General features: G+C 58.1%; 17 protein-coding genes. 9 read left to right on the plus strand and 8 right to left on the minus strand.

Features of this window, described 5'->3' with window-relative positions:
* Positions 1-59 precede the first annotated feature (59 nt).
* The 3 genes from ACR3FC_RS14635 (at position 60) to ACR3FC_RS14645 (ending at position 3,008) form a co-directional block, all read left to right on the plus strand.
* A complete protein-coding gene (locus tag ACR3FC_RS14635; protein WP_480476025.1) occupies positions 60-416 on the plus strand; it encodes a VOC family protein in 357 nt (118 codons plus the stop codon).
* A gap of 109 nt (positions 417-525) precedes the next feature.
* Positions 526-1,803, plus strand: a complete 1,278-nt coding sequence (locus ACR3FC_RS14640) for a DUF3422 family protein (protein ID WP_480476027.1) — start codon at positions 526-528, stop codon at positions 1,801-1,803.
* 68 nt (positions 1,804-1,871) lie between these two features.
* Positions 1,872-3,008 (plus strand): MFS transporter, encoded by a 1,137-nt coding sequence (locus ACR3FC_RS14645; protein ID WP_480476029.1) that lies wholly within the window; start codon positions 1,872-1,874, stop codon positions 3,006-3,008.
* Between the two features lie 7 nt (positions 3,009-3,015).
* On the opposite strand, the gene ACR3FC_RS14650 is transcribed toward ACR3FC_RS14645, so the two are convergent.
* From ACR3FC_RS14650 to ACR3FC_RS14660, 3 genes are all read right to left on the minus strand, one after another.
* A complete protein-coding gene (locus ACR3FC_RS14650) occupies positions 3,016-3,996 on the minus strand; it encodes an ABC transporter permease (RefSeq protein WP_480476031.1) in 981 nt (326 codons plus the stop codon).
* The gene (locus ACR3FC_RS14655) at positions 3,989-4,996 is read right to left on the minus strand and encodes an ABC transporter permease (protein WP_209504480.1); all 1,008 of its coding nucleotides are present in this window, start codon (positions 4,994-4,996) and stop codon (positions 3,989-3,991) included. The genes ACR3FC_RS14650 and ACR3FC_RS14655 overlap by 8 nt, the downstream gene beginning before the upstream one ends.
* 93 nt (positions 4,997-5,089) lie before the next feature.
* On the minus strand, positions 5,090-6,796 hold the full coding sequence (locus ACR3FC_RS14660) for a peptide ABC transporter substrate-binding protein (RefSeq protein ID WP_480476033.1): 1,707 nt from the start codon (positions 6,794-6,796) through the stop codon (positions 5,090-5,092).
* Positions 6,797-7,081: 285 nt separating this feature from the next.
* Here ACR3FC_RS14660 and ACR3FC_RS14665 point away from each other — a divergent pair, with 285 nt between their 5' ends.
* Genes ACR3FC_RS14665 through ACR3FC_RS14685 form a run of 5 tightly spaced genes read left to right on the plus strand, consistent with a single transcriptional unit; the run spans position 7,082 to position 13,650 of the window.
* Positions 7,082-8,902 carry an ABC transporter ATP-binding protein gene (locus tag ACR3FC_RS14665; RefSeq protein ID WP_480476035.1) on the plus strand — a complete coding sequence of 607 codons (1,821 nt, stop codon included), beginning with the start codon at positions 7,082-7,084 and terminating at the stop codon, positions 8,900-8,902.
* Positions 8,903-8,906: 4 nt separating this feature from the next.
* On the plus strand, positions 8,907-10,073 hold the full coding sequence (gene argE / locus ACR3FC_RS14670) for an acetylornithine deacetylase (RefSeq protein ID WP_480476037.1): 1,167 nt from the start codon (positions 8,907-8,909) through the stop codon (positions 10,071-10,073).
* 43 nt (positions 10,074-10,116) lie between these two features.
* Positions 10,117-11,283, plus strand: a complete 1,167-nt coding sequence (locus ACR3FC_RS14675) for a M20 aminoacylase family protein (RefSeq protein WP_480476039.1) — start codon at positions 10,117-10,119, stop codon at positions 11,281-11,283.
* A gap of 15 nt (positions 11,284-11,298) precedes the next feature.
* Positions 11,299-12,462 carry a M20 aminoacylase family protein gene (locus ACR3FC_RS14680; protein ID WP_480476041.1) on the plus strand — a complete coding sequence of 388 codons (1,164 nt, stop codon included), beginning with the start codon at positions 11,299-11,301 and terminating at the stop codon, positions 12,460-12,462.
* Positions 12,463-12,486: 24 nt separating this feature from the next.
* The gene (locus tag ACR3FC_RS14685; RefSeq protein WP_480476043.1) at positions 12,487-13,650 is read left to right on the plus strand and encodes a M20 aminoacylase family protein; all 1,164 of its coding nucleotides are present in this window, start codon (positions 12,487-12,489) and stop codon (positions 13,648-13,650) included.
* Between the two features lie 43 nt (positions 13,651-13,693).
* Here ACR3FC_RS14685 and ACR3FC_RS14690 read toward each other — a convergent pair whose 3' ends face one another.
* Positions 13,694-15,016 (minus strand): 3-deoxy-D-manno-octulosonic acid transferase, encoded by a 1,323-nt coding sequence (locus ACR3FC_RS14690; RefSeq protein ID WP_480476045.1) that lies wholly within the window; start codon positions 15,014-15,016, stop codon positions 13,694-13,696.
* A 3-nt stretch (positions 15,017-15,019) separates the two neighbouring features.
* Entirely contained in the window at positions 15,020-16,027 is a 1,008-nt protein-coding gene (moaA, locus tag ACR3FC_RS14695) for a GTP 3',8-cyclase MoaA (RefSeq protein WP_480476047.1), read from the minus strand.
* A gap of 90 nt (positions 16,028-16,117) precedes the next feature.
* Between moaA and ACR3FC_RS14700 the strand changes: the two genes are divergently transcribed.
* Positions 16,118-16,549, plus strand: coding sequence for a hypothetical protein (locus tag ACR3FC_RS14700; RefSeq protein ID WP_480476049.1), 432 nt, complete (start codon positions 16,118-16,120; stop codon positions 16,547-16,549).
* Here the strand turns inward: ACR3FC_RS14700 and ACR3FC_RS14705 are convergent.
* From ACR3FC_RS14705 to glmS, 3 genes are read right to left on the minus strand one after another with little or no spacing between them, the layout of a single operon-like run.
* Positions 16,537-17,223, minus strand: a complete 687-nt coding sequence (locus ACR3FC_RS14705; protein ID WP_480476051.1) for a DNA alkylation repair protein — start codon at positions 17,221-17,223, stop codon at positions 16,537-16,539. The genes ACR3FC_RS14700 and ACR3FC_RS14705 overlap by 13 nt on opposite strands.
* Positions 17,224-17,228: 5 nt before the next feature.
* Positions 17,229-17,771, minus strand: coding sequence for a pyridoxamine 5'-phosphate oxidase family protein (locus tag ACR3FC_RS14710; RefSeq protein ID WP_480476053.1), 543 nt, complete (start codon positions 17,769-17,771; stop codon positions 17,229-17,231).
* Positions 17,772-17,774: 3 nt separating this feature from the next.
* A complete protein-coding gene (glmS, locus tag ACR3FC_RS14715) occupies positions 17,775-19,598 on the minus strand; it encodes a glutamine--fructose-6-phosphate transaminase (isomerizing) (protein WP_480476055.1) in 1,824 nt (607 codons plus the stop codon).
* Positions 19,599-19,601 lie beyond the last annotated feature (3 nt).

Raw genomic sequence — 19,601 nt, forward strand, 5'->3', positions numbered from 1 at the left:
ATGGCCAGATGAAGCGGGCGGGTTGTGATATACTCGATGCCGTGTGGTAGGAGCGAAACATGCAGAAAGTGAACGGTATAGGGGGCGTATTCTTTCGGGCCAGTGATCCTGAGGCGTTGAGCCGCTGGTACGAAGAACATCTGGGCGTAAACCACTATGATCCGGTGCCCTGGAAGCAGCGCGAAGGGTATACGGTGTTTGCGCCTTTCGCTAAAGACACTGAGTATTTCGGAAACCCGGATCAGCAATGGATGATCAATTTTCGGGTCGACGATCTGGGCGCGATGATACAGCAGCTTGAAGCTGCCGGAATCGCTGTTGAGACCCGCCCAGACTGGGACAGCGAGATCGGAAAGTTCGCTCGGCTTCACGATCCGGAGGGAAATCCGATCGAGCTGTGGCAGCCAAATCAATGAGATAGTCGGTTTGTATACCTTTGTATTCGTGTAAGTATATGAAATAAAATAAGAATTGATGTATCCGAGTTGTGACGTATAGTGCGGACACCGCTATCGGAGCCTCGGAATGACGCCAATCGATGATCACCCGCTGCGCTATGCGCTGGCAAATGAACTTCATGCCCGCCCGTTTCCGGCCGCCGATACGCCGTGCACGGTCGCCTTTCTTGCGATCAAGAAGCCTGAAGCAGCCGTCGCTCGGGACCGCAGTCAGGATATTGCCCATCTGATCGATCTGCTTGACCGACATGGGGCGCAACATCCGCAGCCGGGGGCCACGCATTATGCCGGGCAGATAGGACGCCATTGGCTGAAATGGGAGCAGCACACTGAGTTTGTCACGTATACGGCGATTGTGCCGAACGTCAGCGGCCGTCCCTTCAACCCGGCTGATTTCGAAGTTTTTCCCCCGGATTGGCTGATGGCCAGCCCGGGCCAGAGGATCACCTCGCTGCTGATGCGGGTGGTGCCGCGCCCGGAAGATGCGGCTGTAAAGGTCGCTCTGGCTGATTGGTTCGAACCTGAAAGTCTGGCGGTGTCGCGGGTGTTGGATGCTTCGGCAATTTGCGCCAGTGATTTCCGTATCGACCCGGCTGGTCACATGCGTTTTGCTTTGTTCGTGACCGAAGGCACGGGCACGCGCCGCACAGGGCGTATCATCCAGCGGCTGTGCGAGATCGAGACATACAAGGCGATGTCGATGCTTGGCTTTGCCCGCGTCAAACAATTGGCCCCCCGGATCGAGGAACTGGATGCCCAGCTGGCGAAGCTGATGGTTGAAATGACGGATGACACCACCCCACCAGATGCGCTGTTGCCTCAATTGCTGGCCATATCGACCGAGCTCGAGACCATATCGGCCCGCAGTTCGTTCCGATTCGGTGCGACCGGCGCTTACGAGGCGCTGGTCAATCAGCGGATCGATGTCCTGCGCGAGGAAAGGTTCGAAGGCGGCCAAAGCTTTGCCGATTTCATGATGCGCCGTTATGACCCTGCGATCCGTACCGTGAAATCAACAGAACGCCGCCTGCAGGCGCTGTCTAACCGGGCCATACGTGCGGGTGAGTTGTTGCGCACAAGGGTGGACGTCGAGCGGAGTGCACAAAATCAGGCCCTGTTGGAAAGCATGGATCGTCGGGCCGATCTTGCCTTGCGCTTGCAGCACACGGTTGAGGGCCTTTCTGTGGTGGCCATCAGTTATTACGCGGTCTCACTTGTCGGCTACCTTCTGTATCCGTTGACTGCCGCCGGCATAAGCAAGGGAATGCTGACGGCGGCGGCGACGATCCCGGTTGTAGCGGGCGTATGGTTCGCCGTTCGGCGCATCCGCAAACGCCTGGGTTAAGCTGCAATTGCCAATTTGCGCCCAACCTGTAGAACGGGTGAGGCGGGCAGACAGCACGAGGTTCTCTGTTGATTGGTGTTTTCTCGGCATGGCGGGCAGTTGCGGCCATGTTCATCCTGAACGGGGCTTTGTTCGGCATCTGGGCCTCGCGCATACCGGCCGTGCGCGACCGGTTGGAGCTGTCCCATGATGCGTTGGGGTACGGGTTGTTGTTCATGGCGGCCGGCGCCGTCTGTTCGTTTCCGGTCACAGGGCAGTTGACGGATCGGTATGGCGCAGTTGCGATAACCCGGATTGTGGCCGTTCTGTACACGCTGTCGCTGGTCCTGCTTGCTGTTGCTGGCGGGTTTTGGGCGCTGGCGTTTTGTTTGTTTGTTTTTGGCACCTTTCACGGATCGATGGATGTGGCGATGAATGCCTGGGCCGCCGAGGTCGAGCAGGCATATGACAAACCTGTAATGTCGTCATTCCACGCCATGTGGAGCCTTGGGGCCGGTCTTGGCGCGCTCAGCGGGTACGTGGCTGTTCAGATGGGGCTGACGGTTCTGGTGCATTTCCTATTGGCGGGTGGCGCGGTTGTTGCCTTCGCGCTGGCCTTGTCGTGGGTGCGCTGGACGTCGAATCGGTCCGAACGGTCAAAAAGCTCGGTTTTTGCTTTGCCCTCGGGCGCGCTGATACTGGTCGGATTCGCGGCCATGTGCGGTGCATTGGGTGAAGGCGCCGTCGCAGACTGGAGCGCGATTTTCCTGCGAGACATTTCGGGAGCGCCCGAAAGTGTTGCCGCATTGGGCTATGCCGTGTTTTCCGTGACGATGGTGGCGTTTCGCCTAGCAGGCGCGATTGTCATTATGCGGTTTGGTCCTGCTGCGACGGCCCGGTTCGGCGGGATCTGCGCGGCGTTGGGCGTTTTCGCTGTGGTTTCTTCGGTTGCGCCCTTGCCCGCATTGGCGGGGTTTGCGCTGATGGGCATAGGGTATGCGGTGATAATGCCGCTGGCGTTCAGCCATGCAGCCAGCGATCCGCTTGTCCCGCCGGGGCAAGCCATCGCAAGTGTAGCTACGCTGGGATATGGTGGGTTATTGATAGGGCCGCCGCTGATCGGATTTTTGGCGGAACTGTTCGGCCTGCGTCTGGCGTTCGCCGTGCTGTTGCCATTGGCCGTTCTGATCGTGCTGTTGGCCGGCGCGCTGAGGCGCGCCGACTAAACTTGTTTCAGCGTCCGCGAATGCGGGGATCCAGTGCGTCGCGCAGCCCGTCACCCAGATAGTTGACGCTCAGCACCGTCAGCGAGATCGCAAGGCCGGGCCAGAATACACGCTCGGGGTATTGCTGAAGATAGTCGACACCATCAAACAACAGGCGGCCCCATGTCGGGAAGTCGGGCGGGAATCCCAACCCAAGGAAGGACAGCGCGCTTTCGGTGATGATCGCTGTGGCAATCCCCAGCGTTGCCGACACCATGATTGGCGAAAGAACGTTCGGCAGGATATGCCGCGTGATGATCTGGCTGTTGCTGGTGCCGATGGAGCGCGCGGCGAGAACGAATTCACGTTCCTTGATGGCCAGCACATCACCGCGCACGATCCGCGCAGTCGGCATCCATGAGGTGATGCCGATGGCGCAGACGATCAGGATGAATATCCCGCGCTCCAGCCCAAAAGCCGCTGACAGGGGCTCGCGGAACAGAAGCATCATAACCAGCAACAACGGCAGCAAGGGCAGGGCCAGAAACAGGTCGGTCAGGCGCATCAGCGGCCCATCGAGCCGTCTGAAGAATCCTGCCAGAACGCCGATGAACGATCCCAGAAACAGCGCCAGCAACATCGCGGTTATGCCAACCGAGACTGAGGTTTGACCACCCGACATCATGCGCGCAAGAATGTCGCGACCCAATTGATCGGTGCCAAAGGGATGCGCCCAACTGGGGCCCTGATTGCGCGACCGGATATCGATCTGGGTTGGATCGATGCTCCACAGATACGGGCCCAAATAAACACCGGCGACGATGATGATAAACAGGATCGCACCGACCATTGCGCCTTTGTGGGTCTTGAACTGATCCCACACATCGCGCCATTGGCTGCGGGGAGGGGTGGCCAGTTCTTCCATCACGCCGGCCGTTGGCAAGGCTGTCGAGGCAGGTGCAAATCCTTCGTCCGGGACCAGTGTATCGGTACGATCATGATCAGTCATATCGAATCCTCGGGTCCAGAATGCCGTAAAGTACGTCAGCGATCAGGTTGAACAGCACGATCAGTACGGCAAAGATGAAGGTCAGGGTTTGCACCATCGGCAGATCATTGGCCTGAATCGCTCCGATCAGCAGCTGACCGATGCCATTCACTTTGAACACCTGCTCGGTGATGATGGCGCCACCAAAGATGGACGGAATACCCAGCGCAATCACGGTGACCACCGGGATCATCGAGTTTCGCAGAACGTGAACCATGACCACGGTATATTCGCTGAGACCCTTGGCGCGGGCGGTGCGAACATAATCCTGATTGAGGTTATCCAGCATGGACGCGCGCATGAACCGGCTGAGCTGCGCTGTAATCTGCAAGGCCAGAACCATGACCGGCATGATCATCTGTTTGAGTTGCACAACGAAACTGTCCCAGCTGTTGACCACCAGCGTGGTGTCATAGATCGACGGGAACCAGCCCAGCTGGACCGAGAATATGACGATCACCAGAACACCCGAGAAGAAGGGTGGAACGGAAAAGCCAACCATCGACACGAATGTGCCCATCTGGTCGAACCACGAATACTGGCGGTAGGCCGAATAGATGCCGATGGGCAGCGCGATCAGGATGGCGACCACATAGGCGGTGCCGACAACCCACAGGGTCTGCGGGATACGCTGAACGACGATGTCCATGACCGGTGAGCGGGTCTGCCACGAAATCACACGCAAGTCGCCTTCGGAGAAGGTTGTACCGAATACAGAGTCGACCAATACCTGTGGTTCTATCCAGAAGAACTGCACGATCCATTTCCAGAACCGGATATGCATCGGCTGGCCGAGGCCAAGCGCCTCGCGCATCTTCTCTTTGACTTCCGGGGGAACGGTGAGCGGAACCTGTGCCATCGGGTCGCCAGGGGCAAGCTCGAGCAGCAGGAAGATGACGAGGCTGATGAACAGCAGTGTGGGCACCGCCAACACCAGTCGTCTGATTGTAAAGTTGAGCATTCAAAGGCGCCTTTGTTGATGCGTCTTCTTGTTGGAACGGCCTGCAAATGACCGCGCCCCGAAGATCGGGGCGCGGCTTGGCAGGTTTAACGCTTAGGAGCCGGTTTTGCGGTACCAGTCCGCAACGTTCCAAAGCTCGCTGTCCCAAGTGTTCAGGATCACGCCACCCAACGTGTTGGAATGTGCAGAGACCCGTCCACGATCAACCAGCGGAACCACGACATAGCTGTCCTTGGTCAGCATATCGTTGAGTTTACGTGCAATTTCGCCACGCTTTTCAAGCTCACCGGTGCGGCCCAGTTCGGCCACCAGCTTGTCATACTCGGCGTCACAGTAACGGTTGATGTTCTCACCCTGCCACTGGCTTTCCGGCTTGGGTGCCTTGTCACAGGTGTGCTGCGCAAGATAGCTTTCCGGATCGGTGCCATCGAAGTTGTTGGCGTACATTTCAACGTCTGCATAGAAACGCTGGAATGTGTCCGGGCTGCCCGGGTCACCGCCGAAAAAGACCGACGCGTTGATGTTGCGCAGCTCGGTTTCAACACCGATTTGGCTCCACCATTCCTTGATCAGCGCCTGGAAGTCCTGACGAACAGCGTTGGTCGAGGTTTGATAGACCAGCGACAGTCTTACACCATCCTTGGCGCGGACGCCGTCAGCGCCTTTCACCCAGCCGGCTTCATCCAGCATCTGGTTCGCGCCGTCAATGTCCTGCGTCAGACACTCGGTGTTGTCGCTTGCGTACAATGCCGGGGCCGGTACCAGGTTGCAGGTCGGGCGACCGGCTTGACCGTAGCCAATCTCAACCAGAAGATCACGGTCGATTGCCATCGACAGGGCCTTGCGAACAGCCAGTTCCGATAAGGCTGGGTGCGGATGTTTGGCGGTTGAACGTTCGCCTTCAGGCAGGCTGGGGGACGGATCTGTCATGTTCATTTCGATCCGCTCAACCAGGGTCCCGAATGCCGCGATGGGAGTACCTTTACCACCTTCCTTCATCTGCTCGATGACTTCGGGCGCCAGCTGCAGGTTCCACGCATAGTCGAATTCGCCGGTTTCCATCACAGCACGGCCAGCCGCCGTTGCGTCACCGCCACCTTTGAAGGTCAGCGTGGCAAAAGCGGGCTTGTTTGGGTCACGATAATTCGGGTTGGCCGACATGGTGATCACGTCGTTTGGCTTGAATTCGTCCACAACAAACGGGCCGGTTCCGATCGGGCCAAAGTTCTGGTCTGTACATTCAGGCGCCTTGGAGCCCATGCAGTTCTGAAACTGGGCCATCTGGATAATTGGCGACTGACCACCCATGAACGGGCCATAGGGGTTCGGCTTTGGTTCGGCAAAGTTGACCTTGATGGTCAGATCGTCGATTGCCTCGACGCTTTCGACGCCTTCAAACTTGGCAAGCTGGGCGCAACCACCTTCCGGATGCATGCAATAATCCGCGGTGAACTTTACGTCGGCCGACGTCACGGGCGATCCATCGGACCAGACCAAACCGGATTTCAGCTTCCACGTGATCGATTTCAGATCCGACGAAACACCACCGTTTTCCACGGTCGGGATATCCTCGGCGAGATAGGCTACAAGGTTCCCGTCTTGGTCATAGCGACCGAGCGGTTCAATCACCAACGAAGCCGATTCGATGTCTTTGGTGCCCGAGGACAGGTACGGGTTCAGGATCGACGGAGCCTGCCAGTAAATGATGCTGACATTGCCGTCCGATCCACGCTCAGCAAAGGCCGCAGGGGCCATCGCCGTGCTTGCAATCGCACCAAGCAAAAGGGTTTTGATTTTCATAAGTTACTCCCAAGTTGGACACGTTCGTGTCTCGATTATCTCCGCAAGGCCTGCGGGTTTGGCGTTGCCGCCCCAAGGTAAGGTTTTGATCAACAAAGATAATAGCGCTAACGATTTCAGTCTGCGCCGCCTCCCCAGGTCGGTTACATGGCGTATCGAAACAGAACCTGAGAAAATTGCAAGTAGTGCCGTCGCGAAAATGTGTAATGGGTTTGACTTTTCCCGGCGGCCCGCCTTAGCGTTCGGAATTCAGAAAAAGAATACCGTCGTCAAGGGAGCGCGCGCGTGCTGGATCAGCCTATTGCACAGATTAAAGAACTGCGGGTGGAGTTTCAGACGAAGGATGGCCCCGTTGTCGGTGTTGAGGATGTCTCGTTCGAGATCAAACCGGGTGAAACCGTTTGTATCGTTGGCGAATCGGGCTCGGGGAAATCGGTGTCGTCGCTGTCGCTGATGCGGCTGGTCGAGTTTGGAGGCGGCGAAATCGCGGGTGGTGAACTTCTGTTCGATCGCCGCGATGGGGGCGAAATGGACCTGTCCAAAGCCGATCCGGATCTGATGAAACAGATTCGCGGCAACGAGATCGGGATGATTTTTCAGGAGCCGATGACGGCGCTGAACCCAGTTTTTACCGTTGGTCGCCAGTTGACCGAAGGTCTGCGCATCCACAAGCAGATGTCGAAGTCACAGGCTGAGGACCGGGCACTTGAGTTGCTGCGCCAGGTTCGTATCCCCGAGCCCGAGCGTCGTTTGAAACAGTACCCGCATGAGCTGTCGGGCGGGATGCGCCAACGTGTCGTCATCGCAATGGCGATGGCCTGCGAACCCCGCTTGCTGATCGCGGATGAACCCACCACGGCGCTAGACGTGACTATTCAGGCCGAGATCCTGGCCCTGATGGATCGCCTCAAGCGTGAAACCGGTACGGCGGTAATGTTCATCACCCATGACATGGCGGTTGTGGCGCAGATGGCTGACCGTGTTGTCGTCATGTATCGCGGCAACAAGGTCGAAGAGGGGACCGTCAGGGAAATCTTTGAAAACCCGCAGCATGATTACACCAAGGCGCTTTTGGCCGCAGTGCCGAAGCTGGGTGAAATGCAGGGTAAGTCGGCGCCCGAACCGATGAAGTTGCTGGGTGTCGAGGGGCAGAAAATTGCACCCATCCCCGGAACCGAAGAAGTTTTGTTGACGGTAAAGAACCTGACCACGCGGTTTCCGGTCAAAGGTGGTCTTCTGCGGCGCACGATCTCGAACGTTCATGCGGTCGAGGATGTGTCATTCACACTGAACAAAGGTCAGACGCTCAGCCTTGTGGGCGAATCCGGGTGCGGCAAGTCCTCGGCCGGGCGTTCGATCCTGCGGCTGGTCGAGCCGATGGCGGGTGAGGTCAATCTGGACGGTGTCGATATCATGAAGCTGGACCCGTCCGGCCTGCGCAAGGCGCGGCTGGACATGCAGATGATCTTTCAGGACCCGTTCGCCTCACTGAACCCACAGATGCAGCTGGTCGATCAGGTCGCCGAGCCGATGCGCAACTATGGCGTGGCGTCGGGATCCGAGTTGCAGGACCGCGTAGCACAATTGTTCGACAAAGTGCAGCTGCCGCGCAGCTTCATGCGTCGTTTCCCGCATGAAATGTCCGGTGGGCAGCGTCAGCGGATCGCGATTGCCCGCGCACTGGCCCTGAACCCCAAGCTGATCATCGCGGATGAGGCGGTCTCGGCCCTCGACGTGTCGGTTCAGGCACAGGTTCTGAACTTGATGATGGAACTGCAATCCGATTTGGGACTGTCTTATCTGTTCATCAGCCATGACATGGCCGTGGTTGAACGTGTCAGCCACTATGTCGGCGTTATGTATCTGGGTCGCATCGTGGAACTGGGCCCGCGTGCGCGTGTGTTTGAAAACCCACAACACCCCTATACGCAGGCGTTGATGAAGGCAGTTCCAATTGCTGACCCGAACAAGCGAAAGACTGAAAAAGACCTGAACTTCAAACCGATCCCGTCACCAATCCACCCTGTCGATTTCAAGCCGGAACCCTCTCAATATCACGAGGTTGAACCGGGTCACTTTATCCTGACCACAGACAGTGGGTACTGACCCGATGGGCAAGCGCCTGACGCCGCTTGAGATCATGACCAAGCTGATCTCATTTCCAACCGTGAGTCGTGACACCAACCTGCCGTTGGTCGACTGGGTGGACGAATACCTGCAAAGCCATGGGATCACGTCGCACCGCTGGGCTGATCCGAATCAGCCGCATAAGGCGGCGATCTTTGCGCATGTCGGCCCTTTGGAAGAAGGCTCAGTTGTGCTGTCCGGGCACACGGATGTAGTACCGGTTGACGGGCAACCCTGGGACACCGACCCCTTCACCGTGACCCAGAAGGACGGCAAATATATCGGGCGCGGCACCTGCGACATGAAGGGATTTGATGCGCTTGCCATCTGGACGCTGGTCGAGGCGCATTACGCACGTGTGAAACGACCGCTCCAACTTGCGCTGAGTTTTGATGAGGAAGTCGGGTGTACCGGGGCGCCGCCGATGATCGAGGCGATGCAGGGCGTTCTCCCCAAAGGCTCAGCGGTGGTTGTGGGCGAGCCATCGATGATGCAGGCGGTGACGGGTCACAAGGGCGGATTCGGCTTTGACACTCATATCGTCGGGTTCGAAGTTCACAGCTCGATCATGCACACAGGCGTCAACGCCATCATGGCGGCGGCCCCACTGATCGACTGGGCCAACCAACAGAACGCGCGAAACATGGCGGCGCAACCCAGTACCGTTGCTGCCGTGTTCGATCCACCCTGGACAACCTGCCACGTCGGTATGATTGAAGGCGGAACAGCCCATAACATTACCGCCAAAGACTGCCGGTTCATGATGGATTTCCGGACTGTGCCCGATGAAACTCAGGCCCAATGGCGCGATGCCTATTTCGAACAGGTTCGGCACATTGAGGCTCAGATGCAGGCCGTTCACCCGGATACCCGCATCGAACTGACTGAAAACTTCGCGATTCCGGGGTTGATCCCGGAAGAGGATGGTGAAGCCGAAGCACTGGTACGCGCCCTGACCGGAGACAACGCAAGCCATGTGGTCAGTTACGGGACCGAGGCAGGTCAGTTTCAGGAGGCCGGGTATTCTGCCGTGATATGCGGACCCGGAGACATAGCGCAGGCCCATCAGCCGAATGAGTTCATTACGATTGAACAATTCGAAGCCGGTCATAAATTCATGCAGCGATTGGTTGAAAAACTATGCGTCTAGCCCGGTGTAATACGGTGCCAGCGGTTGAGAGAAAGGTCTTGAGATGCCCGTGAAAAACAGACTTGCGGAAATGCATGGCGAGATCACCGAATGGCGTCGCCACCTGCACGCCCATCCGGAGCTGATGTATGACGTCCATGAAACTGCGGCGTTTGTCGCTGCCCGTCTGAAAGAATTCGGAGTGGACGAGATCACTCCGGGCGTTGGCAAAACGGGCGTTGTCGGGGTGATCAAAGGGCGCACGGATACACAGGGGCGCGTCATCGGCCTGCGTGCAGACATGGACGCGCTTCCGATTGAAGAGGCGACAGGGCTGGACTATGCCTCGACCGTGTCGGGCAAGATGCACGCCTGCGGACATGACGGGCACACTTCGATGCTGCTTGGGGCCGCGCAGTACCTTTCCGAGACGCGCAATTTCGATGGCACTGTGGTTCTGATCTTCCAGCCCGCCGAGGAAGGCGGGGCCGGCGGTCTGGCCATGTGTCAGGACGGGCTGATGGACCGCTGGGGCATTCACGAGGTCTATGGCATGCACAATATGCCCGGTCTTCCGGTGGGCGAGTTCGCAATTCGCCCCGGCGCGTTGCTGGCCTCGTCCGATGAGTTTGAAATCACGGTCACTGGCAAGGGCGGACACGCCGCTGCACCGCACGAGGCGGTGGATACAACTCTGGTAGCCTCGCATATCGTTGTTGCCTTGCAATCGGTGGTGTCCCGGACCGTTGACCCGATCAAGCGAGTTGTCCTTACCGTTGGGACGTTTGTGACGGATAGCGTTGCGTCGAACGTGATCGCTCATACGGTGCGTTTGCAGGGAACCGTGCGGACACTTGACCCCGAGTATCGTACAATCACCGAAGAACGCGTGCGCCGGATTGCCGAGGATACAGCCTCGGCCTTTGGCGCGAAGGCGGAGGTTATCTGGACACCCGGATATCCGGTGACAGTGAATTCCGAGGCCGAAACGGGCTATGCGGCCGAGGCGGCAGCTGCGGTTGCGGGCAAGGTCAACGACAGCACGGACCCTATCATGCCGTCCGAAGATTTTGCCTATATGCTTGAAGAACGCCCCGGCGCGTACATCTTTATCGGGAACGGGGATACGGCCATGTGCCACCACCCGCAATACAACTTTGACGACGACGCGATCCCCGCCGGTTGCAGCTGGTTTGCCGAGCTTGTGGAACGACGATTGCCTGTCGTATGAAACAGGGAGAATGACATGCCGATCAAGAACCGTCTCGCAGAGATGCATAATGAGATCACCGGTTGGCGGCGTGACATTCACCAACACCCGGAAATTCTGTACGACACTCACCGCACCAGTGCGCTGGTTGCGGAAAAGCTGAACGAGTTTGGTTGCGACGACGTCGTGACTGGCATCGGTCGTACCGGAGTCGTTGGCGTCATTCGCGGCAAAAGCGACACACGGGGCCGTGTGATTGGCTTGCGCGCCGATATGGACGCCCTGCCGATGCAGGAACAGACCGGGTTGGACTATGCCTCGGAAATACCGAATGCGATGCATGCCTGTGGTCATGACGGCCATACGGCGATGGTTTTGGGGGCCGCCAAGTATCTGGCGGAAACCCGCAATTTTGATGGCACGGCAATCGTGATCTTTCAGCCTGCCGAAGAGGGTGGAAATGGTGCCGAGGCCATGTGCAAGGACGGTCTGATGGATCGGTTCGGCATTCAGGAAGTCTATGCGATGCACAATGTGCCGGGTATTCCTGCCGGGCAGTTTGCCATTCGTTCGGGGCCGTTGCTGGCGGCAGCGGATGAGTTTGACATCCATCTTGAAGGGCGCGGCGGCCACGCGGCAAAACCTCATCAGACGATTGATACAACGGTGATGCTGTCGCAGCTGATCGTGGCGTTGCAGACGATTGTGTCGCGCAATGCGAATCCGATTTTGCAGGCCGTGCTGTCTGTGACCTCGGTCGAGACGTCCTCGAAAGCGTTCAACGTGATCCCGCAATCAGCACGGATCCGCGGCACTGTTCGGACCCATTCCAACGAGTTGCGCGACCTGATCGAACAACGGCTGAAGGAAGTCTCGGAAGGGATCTCTGCAACATTTGGCGGGTCTGTGAACGTCACCTATAAACGCGGTGTTCCGGTGACGATCAATGCCGAAGCTCAGACGGGATATGCAGCAGAGGCCGCGGTGTCGGTTGGGGGCAGTTGCATTGAAGCGCCGATGGTGATGGGGGGCGAGGATTTCTCGTTCATGCTGGAAGAGAGGCCCGGGGCATTCATCGTTTTGGGCAACGGTGACAGTGCTGGGCTGCACCACCCCGAATACAATTTCAATGACGAGATCATCCCCATTGGGTGCTCGTGGTTTGCGGAAATGGTCGAGCGCCGGATGCCAGCGGCTTGACCTGAATCAGGAGAGAGAAAAGACATGCCAGTCAAGAACCGCTTTGCCGAATTGCAGAATGAAATCACGGAATGGCGAAGGGATCTGCACGAAAATCCCGAGATCCTGTTCGAAACCCACCGCACCAGCGCGAAGGTGGCCGAGAAGCTGAAGGAGTTCGGCTGCGATGAGGTTGTGACCGGTATCGGACGTACCGGTGTTGTCGGGGTGATCAAAGGCAAGTCGGACAGCAAGGGAAAGGTGATCGGCCTGCGCGCAGATATGGATGCTTTGCCGATACATGAGGCAACGGGGTTGGACTATGCCTCGAAAACGCCGGGTGCGATGCATGCTTGTGGCCATGACGGGCACACCGCGATGTTGCTGGGGGCGGCAAAGTACCTGTCGGAAACCCGCAACTTTGACGGCACTGTTGTCGTGATCTTCCAACCTGCTGAGGAAGGTGGCGGCGGGGGCCGCGAAATGTGCGAAGACGGAATGATGGACCGCTGGAACATTCAGGAAGTCTACGGCATGCATAATTGGCCGGGGCAGCCTGTTGGCAAGTTCGCAATCCGGCCGGGTTCGTTCTTTGCGGCAACTGATCAGTTCGATGTCACCTTTGAGGGTCGCGGCGGACATGCCGCCAAGCCGCATGAGACTGTGGATACTACAGTTCTGGCAGCACAGGCAGTCCTTACGTTGCAAACGATTTCTTCGCGCAATGCCGACCCAATAGACCAGGTCGTGGTGTCTGTGACGTCGTTCGAGACGTCATCCAAGGCATTCAATGTGATCCCTCAGACCGTGCAGATCAAAGGCACCGTGCGCACAATGAGCAAGGGCATGCGGGATCTGGCTGAAAAGCGGATCAACGAGATTTGCAACGGTGTAGCGGCCACGTTTGGCGGCACCGCTGACGTGACTTACATTCGCGGGTACCCGGTAATGGTGAACAGCGACGAGCAAACAGAGTTTGCGGCGGATGTGGCCCGGTCGGTGTCCGGTGATTGCGACGAGGCACCGTTGGTCATGGGGGGCGAAGATTTTGCCTTCATGCTGGAAGAGCGCCCAGGCGCCTATATTCTTGTGGGCAACGGTGACACCGCAATGGTTCATCACCCGGAATACAATTTCAACGACGAAGCCATTCCGGCCGGATGCAGCTGGTGGGCAGAGATTGTTGAACAGCGGATGCCAGCCGCCTGATGGTGAGGGTGGGGGCTCTGCCCCCACACCCCCGGGGATATTTCTAGCCAGATGAAGCGGGATCCTTTGCTTGCAGATCAAGCACCGTGCAGAGGGTTTCGACGACGGCATCCAAGGCGGTCGACTGCGTATTGACGCAGGATTGTGCAGCCGTTCTGGCGGCTTGAAGGGCATTTTGATCCGACAGCCAATGTGAAACGGCCTCAGAGAGGTCAGTGGATGTTTGGACCTCGACAGCGCCCTTGGCGTCGATCAGCGGGGCAAACGTTTCTGCGAAGTTGAAATACCCTGGGCCGGTGACCACGGCGGCCCCAGCCTGTGCCGGTTCAAACGGGTTGTGTCCGCCAATCTCTTTCAGTGAGCCCCCAAGGAACACGATCGGGCAAAGCGCGTACCAGGTTCCGGTTTCGCCCAGCGTGTCGGCAACATACACGTGCGTCGTATCTGTGATCGGTGCATTTTTTGACCGGAAGGATGCCATGAGCCCGGCGTTGTTCAGAAGTTCTGCAACCTCGCCGCGTCGTTCGGGGTGGCGTGGGATCAGTAGCAGCAGAAGGTCGGGCCAATGTTGCAATAACGCCTTGTGGGCTGTCAGAACGCTGTCCTCTTCTCCGGCATGGGTGGAACTGGCGATCCAGACAGGTCTGGCGGCTATTTGCGCACGAATGTCGTCCAGCGTGCTCTGGTCCACAGGTAGAGGATCGGACATGGCCTTGAGGTTGGTGCCGGGCTGCACCCGTTGGGCTGGGGCACCCATGGCAATCAGGTTGGCTGCTGTTTTGTTGTTTTGCGTTAAGAGCAGGCGAAATTTATTCAGGACAAACCTTGCTGTTTTAGGGCGCTTCTTCCATCCGGCGACAGATTTGTCCGACAATCGAGCATTCAGCAGAGCCAGCGGAATGTCGCGCCCCGCGCTTTCGACAATCAGCCGCGGCCAGATCTCGCTTTCGACGAAGATCCCGGCATCGGGTTGCCAATGGTCCAGAAAGCGTTGAACCGGGCCGGCTGTGTCAAGCGGTGGGTACTGGTGTCGGGTGCGAGGCGGCAGTCGCTTTTCGATCAGGGCCGCTGAGGTTGGCGTTCCTGAGGTGATCAGAAACTCGGTTTTGGGAAGGCGGTCGGCCAGCCGATTGATCAGAGTGAGGACTGACAGGCTTTCGCCGACACTGGCGGCGTGGAACCAGATCAACTGCCCTGCGGGGCGGGGCATACTGGCATGGCCAAGACGCTCCTGTTGGCGATTGGCTGGTACACCGGCAGCCTCAAGTTTCTTTCGGACGGTTCTCCAGACCAGAGGTGCGGCCAGAGAAATCAGGGCGCAGTACAGGTGGTACAGTGCTGTGGGGCGGTCTTGGTGATCCGGCATATATCAGCCGCCTGTATGGCTCATATGGCGGCTCATCCGACCATCAACGGACTGGCGAGAATAGTCGAAGTCATGACCTTTTGGCTTCAGGTTAATCGCCGCACGGATGGCATCTTCAAGCGGCTGTTCGGTATCGGGGTGATCCCGCAATGCGCCCCGCAGATCCGCCATGTCCTCCTGCCCCAGACACATATAAAGCTCGCCGGTGCAGGTCAGGCGTACGCGGTTGCAGCTTTCGCAGAAATTGTGGGACAGGGGCGTGATGAAGCCGATCTTCTGACCGGTTTCTTCCAGCCTGATATAGCGGGCCGGTCCGCCTGTGCGTTCGGCCAGATCAGTGATCGTGTAATGGTTTTCGTACTCTTTGCGCACATCCTTGAGAGACCAGTATTGATCCAGTCGATCCTCGTTGCCGATATCGCCCATCGGCATGACCTCGATCCAGGTCAGGTCCATGTCGCGCTCGGCGCACCATTCGGTGATCTTCGGCAGTTCGGGTTCGTTGAATCCCTTGAGCGCAACAGCATTGATCTTGATCCGCAGCCCGGCCTTTTGCGCCGCGTCGATGCCGTTCAGTACCTGTTTGAGGCGGCCCCAGCGCGTGACTTTTGCAAATTTGTCGTCATCCAGCGTATCCAGGGAAACATTCACACGGCGCACACCGGCGGCATAAAGATCTTCGGCAAAGCGATGCAACTGCGAACCGTTTGTCGTGAGCGTCAGCTCTTTCAACGCACCGCTTTCCAAGTGGCGGGTCATGGCGTTGAAGAAGGTCATGATATTGCGACGAACCAATGGCTCACCGCCGGTAATGCGCAGTTTCTCGACGCCCATTCTCACAAAGGTCGAGCACATGCGATCCAGCTCTTCCAGCGTAAGAAGGTCTTTCTTGGGCAGAAAAGTCATGTTTTCGGACATGCAGTAGACACAGCGAAAATCACAGCGGTCCGTAACGGAGACGCGGAGATACGTGATGGCGCGAGCAAACGGGTCGATGAGCGGAGCAGACATGCGACATAGGTAAAGCTGTAACCAGCCTGCGACAAGTGCGAACTGCGCTTTGCACTGGATCACACCCGCATGGGGTTGTAGTTTCCGGGCATGAAAAAGGTATTTGTTTTTCTATGCGTTGTTTTGACCGGGTGCGATTCTGTCCGGGCAACGACGGAACGTGTGTTCGGGTCGGGGGATGAGGCGGCTGCGGCCGTATCGGACGTTGAAACTGCGCCAGTTGTCGCTGAGGAGGTTCTTCAGCCCGAGCCGGTTGCGGCACGCCCCAGTTGGGTCGGGGCCAAAACAACCATTGCCGGGCTTGGTGATCCGACCACACCAGGGCGCTGGATGCAGACGCCGCTGGTCGATAGCGAGGTAACGGCGCGAGTTGTTGTGCCCAGAACCGGCGCGCAGGCCTATATCACCCTGGTTCCTGCCGCAGGCCCGGAAAGTAGCGGCAGCCGCTTGTCGCTGGATGCCATGCGGGCCCTTCTGGTGCCATTAGACGAACTGGTCGAAGTCGCGGTCTATGCCGACTGACTTTTCAGGTATTTGGCTGCTTCGCGTCGGGCGAACGGTTTCATGGCATCACCGTGTTTGTCCAGAAACGCGATCACACGTTCGGGGTCGGGTTTGGACAGTTCCCGGAGCCACCAGGCGATTGATTTCTGAATAAACCAGTCGCGGTCAGGGACATATCCGGCGGCCCAGCCGAGGATACAGTCGCGACGTTGCAGGTCTTCGGGCTTGGGGTGGTTCTGTTTGGTCCAGGGCAGTGTTGCGACAAGGGCCGCGCGCCGGGTCCACATGTGATCGGACTGAGTCCACTGTTCGACGACAATCAGTCTCTCGGGGTCGGCCATCAGTCGTTTTTGCATCGCCATGCAGGCATGATCGGCGACGGCCCAGGCGTCAAAATCCGGTAGCCAGCTTTGAAGCAGGTCCCAAACCTGATCGTCGGGCCGGATGCGGGCCTGGGTCAGAAGCTTGGCCGCGGCAAGGCGCGCTTCGTGGATATCGGTTTGCCACAGCGCCTTGGCCAGCGCGACGCGTTTATTCACATCCAGCTCTTGCCGCCATGCTTTGGTCAGATCGTTGAGAACCGGGTTGGCGACGCCAAGATAGACGCGATCCGCCTTGTGATAACTGGCCATCTGACCCGCACGTTCGGGGTCGGCATGGGCATTGATCTGATCAAGAAAAGTGGTCAGCATCGGGGTCAGACCGGAACGCCTGTTGGTTCGCCGTCTATCGTCTGGCTGTTCTTTTCAGCCCAATAAGACCGGATGTCGCCGTCCGTTTTGCCATCGACCCATTTCTGCATCGTGTCGCGGTCGGACTGGAATGCCATGAACGGCACTGCATACCCGCAGGAGGTCTGAACCATTTCGATCGACTGGTCGTAGATCTGCCGGGCGCTGCGGTGGTTGGGGAAAAGATTGGCCAGTTCATCCCAGCCCTCATCTCCGACGTGCAGAGTGCGGGCAGTGCCATATGTGCGCAGGATCAGCGGGCGTTTGGTGAAGGAGCACCACATCAGTGTCATCCTGTTGACTTGCATCAGATGCCCCGCCGTCTCGTTTCCGCTGCCAGTCAAGTTCATCCAGACGATGCGGTTTGGTCCCAGCACCCGCAGCGAGTCCATACCTTTGGGCGAGATATTGACCTTTCCCTCGGTCCCGGCAGTGCCGACGAAGAACATATGCTGATCTTCGATGAACTTTTGATGCGCGTCATCAAGCTGGGAAAACTGTTTGGACATGGGTCACTCTACCGTCACTGATTTTGCCAGATTGCGCGGCTGGTCTACATCCGTCCCTTTGGCTACAGCCGTGTGGTATGCCAGCAACTGTGCGGGAACCGAATAAAGGATCGGCGCAAGACTGGTGTGAATATGAGGCATCCGGATTGTGCTCCAGACGCCGTCTCCGGCCTCGTCAATTCCATCATCATCAGACACAAGGATCACTTTGCCCTTGCGCGCCATCACTTCCTGCATGTTCGACACGGTCTTGTCGAACACGGTGTCGCGGGGTGCCATGACGACAACAGGCATATGCTTGTCGATCAGGGCGATGGGTCCGTGTTTCAACTCGCCCGATGCATATCCTTCGGCGTGGATATAGCTGATTTCCTTGAGCTTCAGCGCCCCTTCCATTGCCAGAGGATACATCAGGCCACGGCCCAGGAACAGAACGTCGCGCGCCTCGGACAGGCGTTGGGCTGCTTTGCGGATCGCCCGGTTCTGATCCAATGCCGTGTTCAGCACGGTCGGCAATCCGCGCAGCGCAGCGGCATGATCGGCAATCTCCTCATCGGTCAGAGTGCCGCGGTCGGCCGCTGCCTTGAGCGCCAGCATCAGTAGAACACTTAGTTGACAGGTGAAGGCTTTGGTCGAAGCCACACCGATTTCAACGCCAGCATGGATCGGCAGGGCGATATCGCTTTCCCGAGCAATCGAACTTTCGGGGACATTGACGACAGAAACGATCTTGTCCGCCTTGCCCTCGCAATAGCGCAGCGCGGCCAGGGTGTCGGCGGTTTCGCCTGACTGACTGACAAACAGCGCCAGTGTGCGACCCGTGATCGGAGGTTCGCGATAGCGGAACTCGCTGGCGATATCGACCTCGACCGGCATCTTTGCCAGTTGCTCGAACCAGTATTTCGCAGTCAGGCAGGCGTAAAACGCTGTACCGCAGGCGACCATGGTCAGACGGTCCAACTTGCTGAAATCCAGCTCGGCGTCGGGTAACACTACGCGATCACCGCCCGTGGGCAGGTAGGATCGGATGGCCTCAGCCACAACGATAGGCTGTTCAGCGATTTCCTTGGCCATGAAATGCTTATGCTCGCCCTTGTCGGCGCGCGCATGATCCAGCTTGATCTTGCGCTTTTCCCGGTTGGCCAGTTCACCGGCCTCGTTGCGGATTTCCAATGATGTTCGGGTCAGAACCGCGCGGTCGCCTTCCTCAAGATAAGTGATCTGGTTGGTTAGCGGCGCAAGGGCAATGGCGTCCGAACCCACATACATCTCACCATCCCCGTGGCCGATGGCCAGAGGTGATCCTTTGCGGGCGGCTACAATCAGGTCGTCCTCACCATCGAACAGGAATGCAAGGGCGAAGGCACCTTCCAACTTGTCGATGGTCTTGAAAGCGGCCTCGACCGGGGACATGCCTGTGTTGAGGTGATGTTCCGTCATCAGCGCGACGGTTTCCGTGTCGGTTTCGGTCTTGAAGGCCACGCCGTGTTTGGCCAGTTCCGCCCTCAGGTCGCGGTAGTTTTCGACAATCCCGTTGTGAACCACGGCCACCGGGCCAGCTTTGTGGGGGTGCGCGTTGTTGACGGAAGGCGCACCATGCGTGGCCCAGCGGGTGTGACCAATGCCGGATTTTCCCGGCAGCGGATCATGCACCAACAGATCGCTGAGGTTGACAAGTTTGCCGACCGCACGCCGACGACCCAGGACACCGTCATTAACGGTTGCAATCCCGGCACTGTCATAGCCGCGATATTCCAGCCGTTTCAGGGCTTCTACCAGAATAGGGGCCGCTTCATGCTTCCCCAAGACACCTACAATTCCACACATATC

This window comes from Ruegeria sp. AF3 (assembly GCF_056536285.1).